The 16537-nt window shown below is 41.9% G+C and carries 14 protein-coding genes; 7 read left to right on the top strand and 7 right to left on the bottom strand.

Translation table 11 applies throughout. The features are described from left to right. Positions 1-25 precede the first annotated feature (25 nt). The 6 genes from HMPREF1532_RS17215 to HMPREF1532_RS17190 all read left to right on the top strand — a co-directional run bounded on the left by HMPREF1532_RS17215 (position 26) and on the right by HMPREF1532_RS17190 (position 4851). On the top strand, positions 26-880 hold the full coding sequence (locus tag HMPREF1532_RS17215; RefSeq protein ID WP_004326018.1) for a DNA adenine methylase: 855 nt from the start codon (positions 26-28) through the stop codon (positions 878-880). Positions 881-1110: 230 nt separating this feature from the next. Beyond that, positions 1111-1425 carry a LytTR family DNA-binding domain-containing protein gene (locus HMPREF1532_RS17210; RefSeq protein WP_244266435.1) on the top strand — a complete coding sequence of 105 codons (315 nt, stop codon included), beginning with the start codon at positions 1111-1113 and terminating at the stop codon, positions 1423-1425. Next, positions 1425-1829, top strand: a complete 405-nt coding sequence (locus HMPREF1532_RS17205) for a hypothetical protein (RefSeq protein ID WP_005932369.1) — start codon at positions 1425-1427, stop codon at positions 1827-1829. Before HMPREF1532_RS17210 ends, HMPREF1532_RS17205 begins: the two co-directional genes overlap by 1 nt. 269 nt (positions 1830-2098) lie before the next feature. Next, positions 2099-2881 carry a HipA family kinase gene (locus HMPREF1532_RS17200; RefSeq protein ID WP_044094033.1) on the top strand — a complete coding sequence of 261 codons (783 nt, stop codon included), beginning with the start codon at positions 2099-2101 and terminating at the stop codon, positions 2879-2881. Further along, positions 2859-3242 carry a DUF3037 domain-containing protein gene (locus tag HMPREF1532_RS17195; protein ID WP_005932363.1) on the top strand — a complete coding sequence of 128 codons (384 nt, stop codon included), beginning with the start codon at positions 2859-2861 and terminating at the stop codon, positions 3240-3242. The genes HMPREF1532_RS17200 and HMPREF1532_RS17195 overlap by 23 nt, the downstream gene beginning before the upstream one ends. Before the next feature lie 10 nt (positions 3243-3252). Then, positions 3253-4851 (top strand): glycoside hydrolase family 31 protein, encoded by a 1599-nt coding sequence (locus HMPREF1532_RS17190; RefSeq protein ID WP_005932360.1) that lies wholly within the window; start codon positions 3253-3255, stop codon positions 4849-4851. 26 nt (positions 4852-4877) lie between these two features. Here the strand turns inward: HMPREF1532_RS17190 and HMPREF1532_RS17185 are convergent, their stop codons facing one another. Then, on the bottom strand, positions 4878-6542 hold the full coding sequence (locus HMPREF1532_RS17185; protein ID WP_005932357.1) for a long-chain fatty acid--CoA ligase: 1665 nt from the start codon (positions 6540-6542) through the stop codon (positions 4878-4880). 237 nt (positions 6543-6779) lie between these two features. Here HMPREF1532_RS17185 and HMPREF1532_RS17180 point away from each other — a divergent pair, with 237 nt between their 5' ends. Further along, positions 6780-8567, top strand: coding sequence for an alpha-1,3-galactosidase-related protein (locus HMPREF1532_RS17180; protein ID WP_005932354.1), 1788 nt, complete (start codon positions 6780-6782; stop codon positions 8565-8567). 162 nt (positions 8568-8729) lie between these two features. Here the strand turns inward: HMPREF1532_RS17180 and HMPREF1532_RS17175 are convergent, their stop codons facing one another. From HMPREF1532_RS17175 to HMPREF1532_RS17150, 6 genes are all read right to left on the bottom strand, one after another. Then, entirely contained in the window at positions 8730-10175 is a 1446-nt protein-coding gene (locus HMPREF1532_RS17175) for a potassium/proton antiporter (protein ID WP_005932350.1), read from the bottom strand. A 201-nt stretch (positions 10176-10376) separates the two neighbouring features. Continuing rightward, positions 10377-12008, bottom strand: coding sequence for a hydroxylamine reductase (hcp, locus tag HMPREF1532_RS17170; protein ID WP_044094000.1), 1632 nt, complete (start codon positions 12006-12008; stop codon positions 10377-10379). A 409-nt stretch (positions 12009-12417) separates the two neighbouring features. After that, positions 12418-13083, bottom strand: a complete 666-nt coding sequence (locus tag HMPREF1532_RS17165; RefSeq protein WP_005932347.1) for a Crp/Fnr family transcriptional regulator — start codon at positions 13081-13083, stop codon at positions 12418-12420. Between the two features lie 76 nt (positions 13084-13159). Next, positions 13160-14473: a sensor histidine kinase gene (locus tag HMPREF1532_RS17160; RefSeq protein ID WP_005932344.1), complete on the bottom strand. Its 1314-nt coding sequence runs from the start codon at positions 14471-14473 to the stop codon at positions 13160-13162. Next, on the bottom strand, positions 14470-15810 hold the full coding sequence (locus HMPREF1532_RS17155) for a sigma-54-dependent transcriptional regulator (RefSeq protein WP_005932341.1): 1341 nt from the start codon (positions 15808-15810) through the stop codon (positions 14470-14472). Before HMPREF1532_RS17155 ends, HMPREF1532_RS17160 begins: the two co-directional genes overlap by 4 nt. Before the next feature lie 92 nt (positions 15811-15902). Continuing rightward, positions 15903-16523, bottom strand: coding sequence for a hypothetical protein (locus HMPREF1532_RS17150; protein WP_224204039.1), 621 nt, complete (start codon positions 16521-16523; stop codon positions 15903-15905). Positions 16524-16537: the final 14 nt, after the last annotated feature.

Below are 16537 nucleotides of genomic sequence, written 5' to 3'. Positions count from 1 at the left end.
TGCGGCCGTTTTAAAGCAGAATGAAATGAGAAAGATGTATTTGTCCGCCCCGCTTCCTTTCGTGGGGCAGAAACGCATGTTTGCGAGGGAATTTATCAAGGTGCTGGGACAGTTCCCGGACAGCACCGTGTTTGTGGACTTGTTTGGCGGCTCGGGCCTGCTGTCACATATTACCAAATGTGTCAGGCCTGATGCCACCGTTGTGTATAATGACTTCGACAACTACCGCTGCCGACTTGTAAATATCCCGGCCACCAATGTGCTGTTATCCGATTTGCGTCGGATAGCTGAAGGGGAACCCAGAAACAAACGTATAACCGGGGAGGTTCGCGATAAAATGTTTGCTCGTATTGAGAGGGAAGAAAAAGAGCACGGTTACGTGGATTATATCACGGTTTCCGCATCCTTGTTGTTCGCCATGAAATATGTGACCAGTTTGGAAGGAATGAAGAAAGAAGCCATCTACAATAGGATTCGGCAGACAGACTATCCCGAAGCAAAGGATTATCTGGAAGGACTGACTATAACCAGCGAAGACTACAAGGAAGTATTCAAACGTTACAAAGATGTTCCGGGTGTGGTGTTCCTGGTTGATCCGCCGTACCTCTCCACCGAGGTGGGTACTTACAAGATGTTCTGGCGTCTGGCTGACTATCTGGATGTACTAACCGTTCTGAAAGGGCATTCGTTCGTGTACTTCACCTCGAACAAGTCCTCCATTTTAGAACTGTGCGACTGGATGGACCGAAACCCATTTGTCGGCAGCCCATTCAAGGAATGCAGGAAAGTGGAGTTTAGTGCAAGCGTAAACTATCAAGCTAAATATACAGACATGATGCTGTACACGAAGCCGGATGAGGTGTCAGGTATAGCAGCCTAACAATTGCATAAAGATAGGAAATTATTTTGAATCTGCAATGGCTTTTAAATGATATTTTAAAGCCATTTAAAGAGGGTTCAAGTGAAAGAAAAACGGTGGGCTTTGATCATGCTGAATAGGACCGCGCTCACCGTTTTTCTTGTACGCGTCGTTTTTGTACTTTTTGAAACGCATCGTTTTTGTTAAGCGGCACGTCTGGTTTTTCCGGATTTATATTCCTGTCTTCTACAATGACCGGAAATATACAATTATTGCGTTTGGAACATATCGGCTATTTTCGTTATAACTCCGTGAACAGGTTGTGGGAAGCTGCCTTATGTAATCATCGTTCTTTGGCATTGAAAAGAACGACAAATGCAGAAAAAATATTGAGCTACCATCCTCATTTGATCCAAATCAGCCAGTCAATGATTATAAATGTGAGTTATCTGGTTTTGATAAAGGGAAATAATTGTATGATGCTTCCACCATTCGATAAAGCGGAGGATTTACAAATTAGTAAATCATTTATGAAGAAACTGATGGAAAAATATCCGAATATCTGATGAACAGGAGAAAAAATGACTTTAATTATTCCCGTCTTTGTGAAATCGTATCCCGATTGAACACTAGACTTCTGGAGATTGTGAAACGGGATAGGAAAGGGCTTATTTCTGATAAGGAGATTGTGTTGGTGGAGAAGAATGAAGAGATGGAGGATTGTTATAACTCTCTTTCTTTTCAGTACATTAGAGAAGTTAAAAGAGGAGGATATTGCCTGGTTTGCATTAATATTGAATTTACCGGAGAGAGAAACTCATCTTCGAACTGTTTTGTGGGTACTCCTAACCAGATAAGAAGACAATTCTCTTTTAAGAAAGGAGAGCAGTTCGTACGGGATTTTGTTGACAGGATGATTTATGAATGTCTGCGAATAGAAAAATTGAATGAAGTTCATGAAACAGTTTAATCTGAGAAGCGTAAAAAAGTCAGTGAGAAAGCTATTTATATGAATCGTTATTCGGACAATGAACCATATATGGCATCCGATAGAGGATTTGTTGTATAGCAATTACCATCTCTCTTTTTGCCTATAGGGAAGAATAACAGTTTTATTTATATATTTGTATCCCGATTCCATTTGGTTTTTAACAGGAACTTTTTCGGAAGACCGACTGTTATACTTAATATCTGACAAACAGAAGAGAAAGGAACACTATGACAGTAAAAAACAGAGAAATAGAGATACGCACTGTAAATGTAACCAGATACATCATGCCTTTGCGTGAAGGAGGTTCGTTGCCTGCACTTGCCGAAGCGGACGACGGATTCAAATACGTTGTGAAGTTTCGGGGAGCCGGACATGGGACAAAAGCCCTTATAGCCGAGCTGATAGGCGGGGAGGTGGCGCGTGCCTTGAAACTGCGTTTACCGGAGATTGTCTTTTTAAATCTGGATGAAGCTTTCGGCCGTTCGGAAGGGGATGAGGAGATACAAGACCTCCTACAGGGAAGCCGTGGATTGAACTTAGGATTGCATTTTCTTTCGGGAGCATTACCTTTCGATCCTGTAGTGACCAGAGTGGATGCTAAGTTGGCCTCACAGGTAGTATGGATGGATGCTTTGCTGACCAATGTAGATCGTACGGCAAAAAATACGAATATGTTGATGTGGCACAAAGAATTGTGGCTGATAGATCATGGAGCATCTTTGTTTTTCCATCATTCGTGGGTAAACTGGAGGAAGCATGCGCTCAGTCCTTTTACACAGATAAAGGAGCATGCCTTGCTGGCCGAAGCGAGTGAGTTGGAGGAAGCGGATAGAATATGCAAAGAGATATTGACTGATGAAAAGCTTCGTGAGATTGTGGAACTGATACCCGATGACTGGTTGCATTGGAGAGATAAGGAGGAAACTCCCCAAGATATACGAGATATTTATTTTCAATTTCTAACAGAAAGGATACATCATTCTGAAATATTTGTAAAAGAAGCAGAGGATGCCAGAAAAACACTTATATGAATATGCAGTAATCCGCATTGTACCGAAAGTGGAACGCGAAGAGTTTATCAATGTGGGGGTTATTCTGTTTTCCAAGCAGGTTAACTTTATAAAGATGCGCTATGCTATTAATGAAAACAGGTTGAGAGTCTTCTCTCCGGAGTTGGATATAGACGATTTTCGTGAACATATGGAGGCTTTCAGTAAGGTCTGTTCCGGTCATAAAACGGGAGGAACAATTGCTGCATTGGATATTCCGGAGCGATTTCGCTGGCTGACAGCTATGAGAAGTTCGTGTATCCAGACTTCCCGTCCGCATGTAGGTTTTTCTGTTGACTTGGAGGAAACACTGGACAAGCTATTTAATGAATTGGTACTTTAATTGATCATATATGAAAAAGAAAAACACTTTACTATTATTACTGTTCATTTTATTGGGAAATAGCCTGGCTGTGTACGGGCAAAATGTGTTTACAACTGTGGTTTCTCCGCTTAAAAACGAAAGATGGTGGGGAGGAGTGGTTGCTTTAGGACACCAGATGCCATTCGGACAGCAGCTGGCATTACAGGATTTAGCCCGTAACAATCGTAATAACCAGCTTGTCCCTTGCATGATTTCTTCTGCCGGACGATATATATGGGCGGAAAATCCTTTCCGTTTTGAAATGAAAAACGGAGATCTTATCGTTTATTCGGATAGTGAAAAACTGGAACCTGTATCTGCCGGAACGACTTTGAAAGAGGCTCAATTAGCTGTTGCCAAAAAGCACTTTCCCTCTTCAGGGCAAATACCGAAAGAGGAATTTTTCTCATTGCCACAATACAACACTTGGATAGAACTGATGTATGATCAGAATCAACGGGATATTATGCAATATGCCCATAAGGTAGTGGAGAATGGCTTTCCGCAAGGGGTATTTATGATTGATGATAACTGGCAGAGGTATTACGGTAATTTCGATTTTAAACCGGAGAAATTTCCGGATCCGAAAGGGATGACGGATGAGCTGCACCGGATGGGATTTAAAGTGATGTTATGGATAGCGCCTTATGTATCGGCAGATAGTCCGGAATTTCGGATATTGGAAAAGAAAGGGTATCTCTTGAAGAAGAAGGATACGGGGCAGCCTGCCATTATCCATTGGTGGAATGGCTTCAGTGCCTGCTATGACACTACTAATCCGGAAGCTATGGAGTATCTGAAACAGCAACTTCGTGCCAATCAGGAGAAATACGGAATAGACGGTTTTAAATTCGATGGTGCGGATATCAGTTATATGACGCCCGGAGAATATGATTTTTATGATAAGGATGCCACTCCTAATACCTTTATGGAAAAATGGGCAGCGTTAGGTTTGAGTTTTCCTTACAATGAATTGCGGGCATGCTGGAAGCTTGGAGGTCAGGCGTTGGTTCAGCGTTTGGGTGATAAGGATTACTCATGGAATGCTACACGAATGTTAATACCGGATATGTTGGCTGCCGGTTTGCTGGGGTATTATTATACATGTCCCGATATGATTGGGGGCGGGCAGTACAGTGCTTTCCTCAATGTAAAAGAGTTTGATGAAGAACTGATTGTACGTTCTTGCCAGGTACATGCGTTAATGCCTATGATGCAATTTTCTGTAGCTCCTTGGAGGATTTTAAGTAAAGAGAATGCTGATATTTGTGCACATTATGCCCATTTGCATCAGAAAATGAGCGGGTATATTCTGGAGTTGGCCAAACGCGCAGCGGAAACGGGTGAGCCGATTGTTCGCTCCATGGAGTATGAGTATCCCCATCAGGGCTTTACGGACTGTAAAGATCAATATATGTTGGGGGACAAGTATCTGGTAGCTCCTATGGTGACTCCCGGAGTAAAACGTACGGTGAAGCTGCCCAAAGGTAAATGGAAAGATGAGAGAGGGCAAATTTTTAAAGGTCCGAAAGTAATTGACACGGATGTTCCTTTGAACCGTTTACCTTATTATGAGAAGATAAAATAAAACTAAAAAAGAGACGAAAGGAAGAATTACCCTTTCGCCTCTTGATACATAAATCGCTTGATACTTTTCTTTGCTGTTTTTTCAAATTCCTCGAAGTGAATTTTGACTTTGGTTATCTGACTGTACGATGGTAGCTGAAGATTTAACTCGATACGGTTGTTTTCCATCGCTTTTTCAATGTCCGGTTGTTGCAGACCATTGGCAAAAGCTTCATCAAAGTCCGGATATATCAGTGCCACTAACTTATCATTTTGTAACACGATCAATGATTCTGAGACATACAGCATGTTATTCAGCTTGCTCTCTATCTCTTCGGGATAGATATTGTGTCCACTGGAGTTTAGTAACAGATTTTTGCTACGACCGCGTATCGTAACATAACCTTGATTGTCCATTGTACCCAAATCTCCGGTATGCAACCACCCGTCTTTATCTATGATTTGAGCGGTAGCTTCGGGATTTTTATAATAACCCAACATGAGATTGGTTCCCCTGCAAATAATCTCACCGGCATGCGTGTTTGGATCGGGAGAATCTATTTTTACTTCCATGCGGCTGGCTGCTTTTCCACAGGAGGCTTTCTTTAAATCTTGCCAGTGGCTTGAGCAAATGATAGGCCCGCATTCTGTCATTCCATAAGCGATGGTATAAGGAAATCCTATTTTTTTCAGGAAAGCTTCTATTTCTGCATTGAAGGGGGCACCTCCGATAATAATATCATTGAAATTACCACCGAATATCTCCATAGCTTCCTGCCGTGCCCTTGATTTTAGCTTGTCATTAAGAATGGGAACACGCAAAAGTAGCTTGCCGATTTTATTGTCAAGTTTGGGCAATACGTCTTTTTTAATGATCTTTTCTACAATTAACGGTACGCATGAAATCAACTTCGGCCTGATTTCGGCAAAAGATTGCGCTATGATTTTAGGGGAGGGCATCCGAGTGAGAAAATAGAGATGCGCTCCTGCTGAGAAACCATAAAGAAAGTCATACGTCATACCGAATACGTGCCCTAATGGGAGCATCGATACGACCGTATCTCCTGTTTTTAAAGGACGCATTTCATAACAGTAGGTGATATTGGACCACATACTGCGGGCGGGTAACATAACTCCTTTGGAATAACCGGTCGTACCGGAAGTATAATTGATGATTACCAATTCTTCCGGGGCGCTTTTACGATAGGAAATGTGTTCCGGACGGAAGTTTTTCGGATAACGGCGACCGTATATTTCGTTTCGGTGTTCGAATGCATAAGTCAACTTGTCGCAACGGGATACGAGTGCTGAAAAGTCTGTTAGAGAGGCAATGCCTTTTAATAATGGCATGGCATCTTCATTCAGATTCTCCCAGGCTTGATCACCGACAAAAAGCAATTTAGCTTCCGAGTGGTTGACAATATTATGTATATTATCGGCTTTGAATTCGTGAAGAATGGGGACGATTACTGCTCCATAAGTAACTGTAGCTAAAAAGGCAACGGCCCAATGTGCACTGTTGCGTCCGCAGACGGCTATCTTATCGCCGGGTTGAATACCTGCACTTTCAAGTACTATGTGAAACTTTGCTATCTTACGGGCAACATCCTTGTATTGAAGGGTGATTCCTTTGTAATCCGTCAAGGCACTTAAGTCCCAGTTTTTTATAATACTCTGCTCAATAAAGTCTATGAACCCTTGTTGTTGTTCCATTACGTTTTTGCACATTTATTTTAAAACTGCGCAAAATTAATATATCATTAACATAAACTACATTCTCTCGAAAAGTTTTACGGTTAATTAACGAGAGAATAGAAATAGCGAAAAAAAGAACATTTGTACTTGATTTTAGACAAAAAAAGTGATTGGTTTAGTCGGGTTATGTACAAAAAATATATATTTGTATCCGAATATATTGTTAAACTCAAAACAAGAGTAATGTTGAATGCTATGAGAACATTTTTTGTATTTCTTTCTGTCGGTTTATTGGGATTTTTATTTTCTGTAGATATCTGTGCTGCCGATCGTGTATATAATGTTTCCGATTTTGGCTTGAAAGCCAATGTAAAAAAAGATGCTTCGCCCGTATTGCGGAAAGTATTGGACAGAATCAGAAAGGATTACCGGGAAGGCGATAAAATTGTACTTCAGTTTCCTGTGGGACAGTATCATTTTTATGAGAAAAATGCTACCATTCGTGAATATTACATTTCCAATCACGATCAAACTAACCCGAAGAAGGTAGGAATTGCTATTGAAGAAATGAGGGATTTCACTCTTGACGGACAAGGCTCTGAATTTATTTTTCATGGGCGGATGCTTCCGATTTCTCTTTTACGCTCGGAGAACTGTGTATTGAAAAACTTTAGTATCGATTTTGAAAATCCGCATATAACGCAGATACAGATTATAGATAATTCTCCGGAGAATGGAACAACGTATGAGGTAGCTCCATGGGTGGATTATCGGGTCAGTAAGGATTCTGTGTTTGAGACATTGGGAGACGGCTGGATGTTACGGCCTTCCAGTGGCATTGCTTTTGAAGTTAAAAGCCGCCATATCGTTTATAATACAAGTGATTTGCATTATCCCAATAAAGAGGTGGTTCAAGTGGCACCGCGTCGTTTAAATATAAAGAGCTGGAAAGACACTCGTCTCGTGCCCGGAACGGTTATTGCCTTGCGGACCTATTTCCGGCCTGCACCCGGAATATTTCTTTCTCATGATACAGATACCCGATTATTGAATGTGAAAGTGCATTATGCCGAAGGGATGGGATTATTGGCACAATTGTGTGAAAATATAACGTTGGATGGGTTTAGTGTTTGCCTGAAAGGGAATGACGATCCCCGTTATTTTACTACTCAAGCCGATGCTACTCACTTCTCGGGCTGTAAAGGAAAAATAATTTCAAGAAACGGATTGTATGAAGGGATGATGGATGATGCGATCAATGTACACGGCACTTATCTGAAAGTGGTAAAGCGGGTGGATGACCGTACTTTGATAGGACGCTATATGCACGACCAAGCTTGGGGATTCGAATGGGGAAGAACCGGAGATGAAGTGCAGTTTATCCGTTCATCGACAATGGAACTTATTGGTGAACAGAATAACATTACAGATATTCGTCCCTACGACAAAGAGGATATTCAAGGAGCACGTGAATTTAGTATAACGTTTCGTGACCCTGTCGATCCGGCTATTAATGAAGAAAGTGGCTTTGGTATAGAGAACCTGACTTGGACACCGGAAGTTGTGTTTGCTGATAATGTGGTTCGTAATAACCGTGCACGGGGTGCGTTGTTCAGTACTCCCAGGAAGACGGTTGCAGAAAATAATTTATTTGACCATACATCCGGAACGGCTATATTGCTGTGTGGAGATTGTAACGGTTGGTATGAGACGGGAGCTTGCCGGAATGTGATTATCCGTAAAAATCGTTTTGTCAATGCATTGACAAATATGTTCCAGTTTACCAATGCTGTAATTTCCATTTATCCGGAGATACCGGACTTGAAATCACAGCAAAAATATTTTCATGGTGGTACTGAGGGAGGCATTGTGATTGAAGAGAATGAATTCGATACATTTGATGCTCCTATTCTTTATGCGAAATCAGTGGACGGACTTATATTCCGTAATAACACGATCCGATTAAATACAGAGTATAAACCGTTTCATTGGAACAAAAGCCGTTTCCTTCTGGAACGGGTTACAAATGCACAGATAGAGTAAATAATGTGCCAATTGGTCAATGTGCCAATATGCCAATTGGAGAATGTATTAATCAAATAATGTATTAATTAAATAATATGCCAATAAATAATGTGCCAATTACTGTGCGGAATGATAGCGCAGCTAATTGGCACATTGGCATATTAGCACATTGTCACATTATTATTCTTTTTTTTCCGAGATAAGCAGCAACTTATCATTGACATGGAGTTTAAGACTTCCGTTAGGTATCAGGAACTCATCACCGCGTTTCACAATCATGACGAGGGTGCCTTTGGGAAGGTTCATCTCTTTCAGTGTATCGGCTTTTTCAATCATTTCTTGTGTTACTGTGATATCCCGGAGATCGGAATTAATTTCTTCGGGCAATTCTACGCCAAAATCATTTCCGGTTTTCTCAAGTGGAGTAGAGAGATTGAGTAAGCGGGCTACGTAAGAAACTGTGGTACCTTGTACGACCAATGAAACAATGGTGATAAAGAATACGATGTTGAATATGACGTTGGAACCTTCTACATTGGCTACTACCGGATAAGTGGCGAAGATGATGGGGACCGCTCCACGCAATCCGACCCACGAAACGAATAATCGTGATTTAAATGTTATTTTCCGGAAAGGAAGCAGACAGAGGAATACGCTGAGCGGACGACCGATAACAATCATGAATATACCGATAAGAAGCGCCACACAGGCAATCTCAAGCATTTCGTGGGGATTGACGAGCAGGCCGAGCATAAGGAACATGATAATTTGGAAAAGCCAGGTTAATCCGTCCATGAAAGTAGCAATCTCCTTGCGATACATGATTTTGTTGTTACCTACCATAATACCGGCAATGTATACGGCCAGATATCCGTTTCCGTGCAGACGGTCGGTGATGGCAAACGTGAAAAACACAAATGAGAGCAGTAGGATGGGATAGAGTGCCTGATTGTCGACGTTTATTTTATTCAGGATTAATATGGCCAGCTTGCCTAATCCGTATCCGGCCGCAGCACCTACCAGGAACTGTACGGCAAATGAACCGAGTATGGCACCTGCTCCCATGCCCGAAGACTGAAGAAATTGTATGAGAACGATAGTGAGCATGTATGCCATCGGGTCATTACTACCACTTTCCAGCTCAAGCATAGGACGAAGACTGTACTTCAAATTCATCTTTTGTGAACGGAGAATGGCAAAGACGGAAGCGGAATCTGTAGATGACATTGTAGAAGCCAATAGTAGCGAAGTGGTAAGTGGGAGATAGATATTACTCCAACTCATACCGGAAATCCACCATATAAACAGTCCTGTAAATAAGGCGGTTAACAGCACACCGACAGTGGATAATACAATACCGGGAGTAAGTATGGGACGTATTTCGGTAAATTTGGTATCCATACCTCCCGAGAAAAGGATAATACTTAATGCTACCATACCGATAAACTGTGCTGTTTGGGCGCTGTGAAACTGGAAACCAAGCCCATCACTTCCGAATGCCATACCGACAACGAGGAATAATAACAATGCGGGTACTCCGAAACGATATCCGGTTTTTCCAACAACAATACTAACGAAAAGTAAGATAGAACCTACAAGTAGGATATTTTCTGCAGTGAATAACATTGGCTATGTATTATAAAAGTTATAAATTAGTCTTTGGGGGTTCACTCTGCGAAGTTACACAATTTAGATAACAAATGAAAGTACGTTTTGGATGTATTTCATCTAAAAAAAGATTGCGCAGATGCTGTTTCCATTGGATACGGGAATAGCAATCTGCGCATATTTGTATAATCTGTATGGCTTTTTCTTACATGACCGGAATCAGCTCAGGAACTTCATAATATCTTCATCTGCAGTGCTGATTGTGGCAATTCCAAAATTTTCGACCAGTACTTTTCTAACATTTGGCGAAAGGAAAGCCGGTAAGGTAGGACCAAGGTGTATATTCTTTACGCCCAAAGACAATAAAGCAAGTAATACGATAACTGCTTTCTGTTCATACCAGGCAATATTGTATATGATGGGCAAGTCATTAATGTCTTTCAAGCCGAATACCTCTTTCAATTTCATTGCAATGACTGCCAGTGAATAACTGTCATTGCATTGTCCTGCATCCAATACACGGGGAATGCCGTTGATATCTCCTAAAGGCAGTTTGTTGTAGCGGTATTTGGCGCAGCCTGCCGTAAGAATAACCGTGTCTTTAGGTAATTTTTCTGCAAATTCCGTATAATATTCGCGGTTCTTCATGCGTCCGTCACATCCGGCCATGACGAAGAACTTCCGGATAGCTCCACTCTTAACGGCTTCTACCACTTGATCTGCCAGTGCAATGACTTGTGCATGAGCAAAACCACCTACAATTTTACCACTTTCTATTGCTACGGGCGGTTGACAACGTTTGGCATGTTCGATGATGGCAGAGAAATCTTTTTGACTCCCTTTTTCGGGTTCGGGAATGTAAGTAGCACCTTCCAGGCCACAAGCACCGGTGATGTAGATACGATCTTTGTAACTGGCGTCCGGACGGGGAGGAACAATACAATTACTGGTAAACAGTATAGGGCCGTTGAAACTTTCAAATTCTTCTTTTTGCTTCCACCAGGCGTTACCATAATTACCGATCAGATGTTTGTACTTTTTAAGTTGGGGATAGTAATGTGCCGGAAGCATTTCACTGTGAGTATAAATATCGATACCTTTACCTTCGCTTTGTTGCAGCAATTCTTCGAGATCTTTTAAATCGTGTCCACTGATAAGAATACCCGGATTTTCACCTACTCCGATATTTACTTCTGAAATCTCCGGATTGCCGTAAGTTTCTGTATTGGCTGCATCTAATTGTGCCATTGCAGAAACCCCGTATCGTCCGGTTTCAAGTACAAGACTGATTAGCTGATCGACCGTAATGTCATCGCGTGTCAGTTCAGCAAGTGCCTGTTGCATGAATGCGAATATCTCCGGTGATTCGTGTCCCAGATTATAAGCATGTTCTACGTATGCAGCCATCCCTTTTATACCATAATGTACTAATTCTTTTAGAGAACGAATATCTTCATCCGGTGTACGGAGTACTCCGACCGTTTTGGCTTTCTCCTCAAATTCTTCTTCACTGCCGTTCCAAGTACATTCATCGGGAGCATTCTCAATAGTAACTTCCTGCGAAAGCTTATGTTTCAGTGTTAAGCCTTCTTTAATTTTACGGATGATGGCAACTTTATCGAAATTAGCATTGGTAATGGTGATAAAGAGTGCGTCAAAAATAAAGCGGTCCGCTTCGTCGGAAGGGCGTTTCTCCCAACGTAATTTTTGATTGTATACGGCGATTCCCCGCACAACAAAGAGCAGAAGGTCTTGAAGATTAGCGACTTCGGACGTTTTTCCACAGACCCCTTTTAGCGTACAGCCGGTGCCTTTTGCCGTTTCTTGGCATTGATAACAGAACATACTCATAATTTTTACGTATTTATAGGTTATTAATTGAACGCAAAAGTAGAGGAATGGTTTGAGGCGGTTCTGTAACCAATGTTACAACTCGTGATTTTTTTATTTTATTTTGTTTAAGTTTCTATGTTTGTAAAGTGATTCAGCTTTATAAGAAAGCATAAGCTTGTTTAAATTTTGCTCGGCATTATTTTGAGAGTTCTTTTTGAGGATGTTTTTCTGCTTTTAAGAGGGGGGGGGGTAGCGGGCTATCTGACGAGTGAAAAAATAGGGAAACAGACCGAAAATATACTCAAAATAAGCAGATAAAACCTTAAGGGGAAAATTAAACTGGCTCTAAATATGAAAGGAAATATTCTGGTTTTACAGTTTTAGATGAGAATATGTGTTGTTCAGGATATTCCTGTGCAAGAGGTGTCTATTGAATCAACCGGATTAGTTCCTGCTTACGGAGGATGGTTATCTGTTTGCGGTCAACCGTAATTAACCGGTCTTCTTGCATATGAGCCAGTTCTCGTGCCAGTGAAGGGCGTGATACTCCGAAATAATCGCTTAGCTGTTGTTGAGAACGATCGAGGGTAATTTGTTCGCTTTGTTGTTGTCCGGACAGACGAAGCAGATATGAAGCTAACTTTTGTCGGATCGTTTTAAAAGACATGAAGAAGAGTTTGTCTGAAAGAGTATGGGCATAGTTGGCAGATAGATTCATGTAGTTTTCCAGAAATCTCTCGTTTTTTCTGAACAACATTAATACACTCGTTTTGGGTATTTCGATTACTTCGGTTGCTTCGTTGGCCGTGACTTCGACCGGATAACGGTTTTCGTTTCCAAAAAGGAAAAGCGGAGCGATAGCTCTTGGGGCGGTAATGTCTTCAACTTTAATCAAACGTCCGGAATCGTCGATCATTTCTCCGCGTACACTTCCTTTAGTAAGGATGACAAGGCGGTTACAGATATCTCCTTGCCGGGCAAGAATGTCTCCTTTCCGGTAAACCTTAGTATGGTAATTAACATCCTTGAGATTATCGGAAAGTACTTCGGCAGAAATACCACTGAATAGCGGATTGTTGATAAGTGATGTCATGAGTTATATGATTTAATAATGTACAAATAGAACAGTTGGCAGATCTTTTTTGTTTGAATACCGTTTTGATTGAGTTCTATTTGAACTTCAATACGAATTTTGTCTCCTTCCCCGGGAATAGAGTGATGCTTCCTCCGGACAGACGCATGATTTGTCTTGATATGCTAAGTCCGATTCCGCTTCCTCCTTCTTTGGTAGTGAAGAAAGGGATGAATATATGTTCGGCTACTTCCGGCGGAATGACAGGGCCGTTATTGCTGATTTCTATCATAATCTCTTCCGATTCATTGCAGTAAGCGTGAATGGAGATGCATCCATCGGGCTGATTGCCTATTGCTTGTATTGCGTTTTTTAGCAAATTGATGACAACCTGAGAAATTAGATTTTCATCGGCATATAAGATCAGATCGGCCGGTGAAATATTTATTTGGAACGTTATGTTTCCATCCGGATTTTGATGTTTACCCAGTTCCACCATTCGTTCGATAAAGGCTTTGACATAAAATAAAGAAGGTTCCGGAGACGGGATACGGGTGAAACGACGGTAGGATTCTACAAAAGAGAGCAGTCCTTTTCCGGTGGCACTGATTGTTTGCAGCCCGTTGCGTATCTCTTCGTCTTTTGTATTGGAGAGGGAGAGTAGCGTATCACTGAGTGATGTGATCGGAGTAACGGAATTCATGATTTCATGAGTCAGTACGCGGGTCAGTCTGATCCAGGAGTCGATTTCCTTTTCATCCAATTCGGTATGTATATCGTTGAGAGCCAGAATACGAAGATGTTCTTTCCTTACTGTTATATCCGATACACGGATGGACAGGTTGATCGTTTCCCGTTCATTGGTGAAAGTAGTTTGAAGCTTATCTCCGGCCTGGCAAGAAGAGATAAGCTCCATAAGGCCGGTATCGATGCGGCTGAGTTGTCGTATATGTGTGAATATATTGAGTCCGAGTAAATGGAGAGCTTCATTGTTTTTTTGATAAACGGCACCACTGTCACTGAGAACCAGCAATCCGGTATTGACACAATTAAGTATAAGTTCGTAATATTTTTCTTGCTGGGCCGTTTCTGCTTTTACATTGTATAGCATATGACCTACCCGGTTGAGGGCATGATTTATTTGCCGGTTTTCTATTGTATCCTGGTCTTCGGGAAAGTGGAAAGCGTTGTCGTTGTTTTCGAGTGCGTTGATCATGAAGAGTACTTGGCGGGTATGATGTCGGTAGAGACGTAATTGCCACCAGATGCTGATGACCAATGCACCTATGCTCAGCCCCATCCAGAAAAAGTTTCCATTCACTCCGAATAAAGTTGCGGTTACACTCAGGCAGATACTCAGCAGGAGGCGAAACCAATATCGGTTTACTAATAATTTGGATATGGAGTTCATAGACCGAACTTTTTCATTTTGTTGTATAAGGTTTGCCGGGTGATACCTAACTGTGTGGCTACGGCAGAAAGATTTCCATTACATTTTTCAAGAGCTTTTTGAATCATTCTCATTTCCATTTCTTCAAGAGTCGATGCGGCGGTATCGGGCATTTCTGTACGGCGGGGAAGCTGGAATAACTCTGCGGGAATGAGGGTTCCGTCATTAATGATGACTGCTTTTTCAATGGCATGTTCCAATTCACGGATATTCCCGTACCAAGGATGGGCAATCAGCTTTTCTTTGGCTGACGGGCTAAGGTTGATCGGTGCTTTATCATACTGTTTGCAAAAACGGGTAATGAAACGTTCGGCCAGAGGTACGATATCTTCTTTCCGTTCGCGTAAAGGGGGAATCTCGACATGAATGGTATTGATACGGTAGAGTAGGTCTTCACGGAATTCGTTCCGGTCTACCATTTCCTGAAGGTTGCGGTTGGTAGCACAGATAAGGCGTATGTTTATCGGCAGTGGTTCATTGCTTCCTACACGAACGATACTTCGTCGTTGGATGGCGGTCAGTAGTTTGGCTTGCAGATGATAGGGGAGATTTCCTATCTCATCCAGAAAGAGGGTGCTGCGGTTGGCTGCTTCGAATTTTCCTATCCGGTCGGCATGGGCATCGGTGAAGGAGCCTTTCACATGGCCGAATAGCTCGCTTTCGAATAAAGATTCCGTGATGGCTCCCATATCGACTGCTACCATTTCTGCTTGTTTTCGGGAAGACAGAGCATGTATTTCTCTTGCCAGCATTTCTTTTCCTGTACCGTTTTCACCTGTAATGAGTATATTGGCATCGGTGATGGCTACTTTCTCGATAAGTTGGCGAAGTTGTTGCATGGCGTTACTTGCCCCCCAATACATGGAAGAACCGGATGTTTTTTCTTCATTTGTACTCTTCTTCTTTCTATTTTTGGTATGGGTAACGGCAGTCTGCAATGTTTCGACAAGTTTTTGGTTATCCCAGGGTTTTACGATAAAATCCGTAGCTCCCTCTTTGATGCCCCGTACGGCAAGATCGATATCGGCATATGCAGTGAAAAGTACGACAGGGAGAGCAGGGCGTAGTTTTTTAATTTCGTGCAACCAGAAAAGACCTTCATTGCCATTATTGATACCGGAAGTAAAATTCATATCGAGAAGAACCACTTCCGGTACTTCTTCGCGTAGTACTGCCGGCAGGGTAACGGGAGAAGCGAGTGTGATGACTTTTGTGAAATAGTTTTTGAGGAGTAGCTGGACAGCTGTCAGTACCCCTTTATTGTCATCGACAATAAGAATAGTTCCCTGTTTGTTCATAAGTTTGGAAGTTAATACGGGAACAAAGATAATAATAATTAGTGATAAGTGATTAGTGCCGGCCGCTAATCACCAATCACTACTCCTCGTCACTAAAAGAGTTGAAGTTTCAACCCGAAGGAAAGGCTTAGATAGTCTCTTGGTCGGAGGTAACGGTTGGTAACGGCGCTTATCAGGTATAAGTCGCAGGTACTTAGCTCGTAAAATACGGTGATTGCTTTTGCTGTATGTCGTTGTTTAGGGTCGATGTCATAAGTTAATCGTTGTCCTAAGAAAATATGCGAACGTATCTTACTGGAGAAATTATAATACCCTTTCGGATATCTGTCCGGTTCGCGAACCCAAAACTCATTGCCGAATACGGTATTGAAATAGAGACCGCAGGTTAGTGGTTCGGTGGAGAAACCTTTTCCTAAATGTAAACTCCATGGCAGGTAGTTTTGTTTTAATGTCATGGTAGCTTTGGCGCGTTTGGAGTCATATTTAGGAACGAAACCGAAGAAAATATCTGTTTCCCATTGGTTCTTTTTTCCGTAATCCCATCCGGTGCCGAAAGAAAGCAATCCCATATTTCCGGCAAACTGGATTTTGGTATGTGTCGGAATCAGTTTCTCCCAGTTTCTGCGATAACGGTGAACGCGTTTGTCATATTTGCTGTTTAGTTCGGCCGGTGCTTGTTGGGCGGAAACTTCAGGGCTGAACCATATAAGCATCAGTCCTGCACAGA

It is taken from the genome of Bacteroides salyersiae WAL 10018 = DSM 18765 = JCM 12988 (genome assembly GCF_000381365.1).
Lineage (GTDB): Bacteria > Bacteroidota > Bacteroidia > Bacteroidales > Bacteroidaceae > Bacteroides > Bacteroides salyersiae.
Note: the sequence above shows the minus strand (reverse complement) of the source record. Positions and strands in the feature narration are given on the sequence as shown.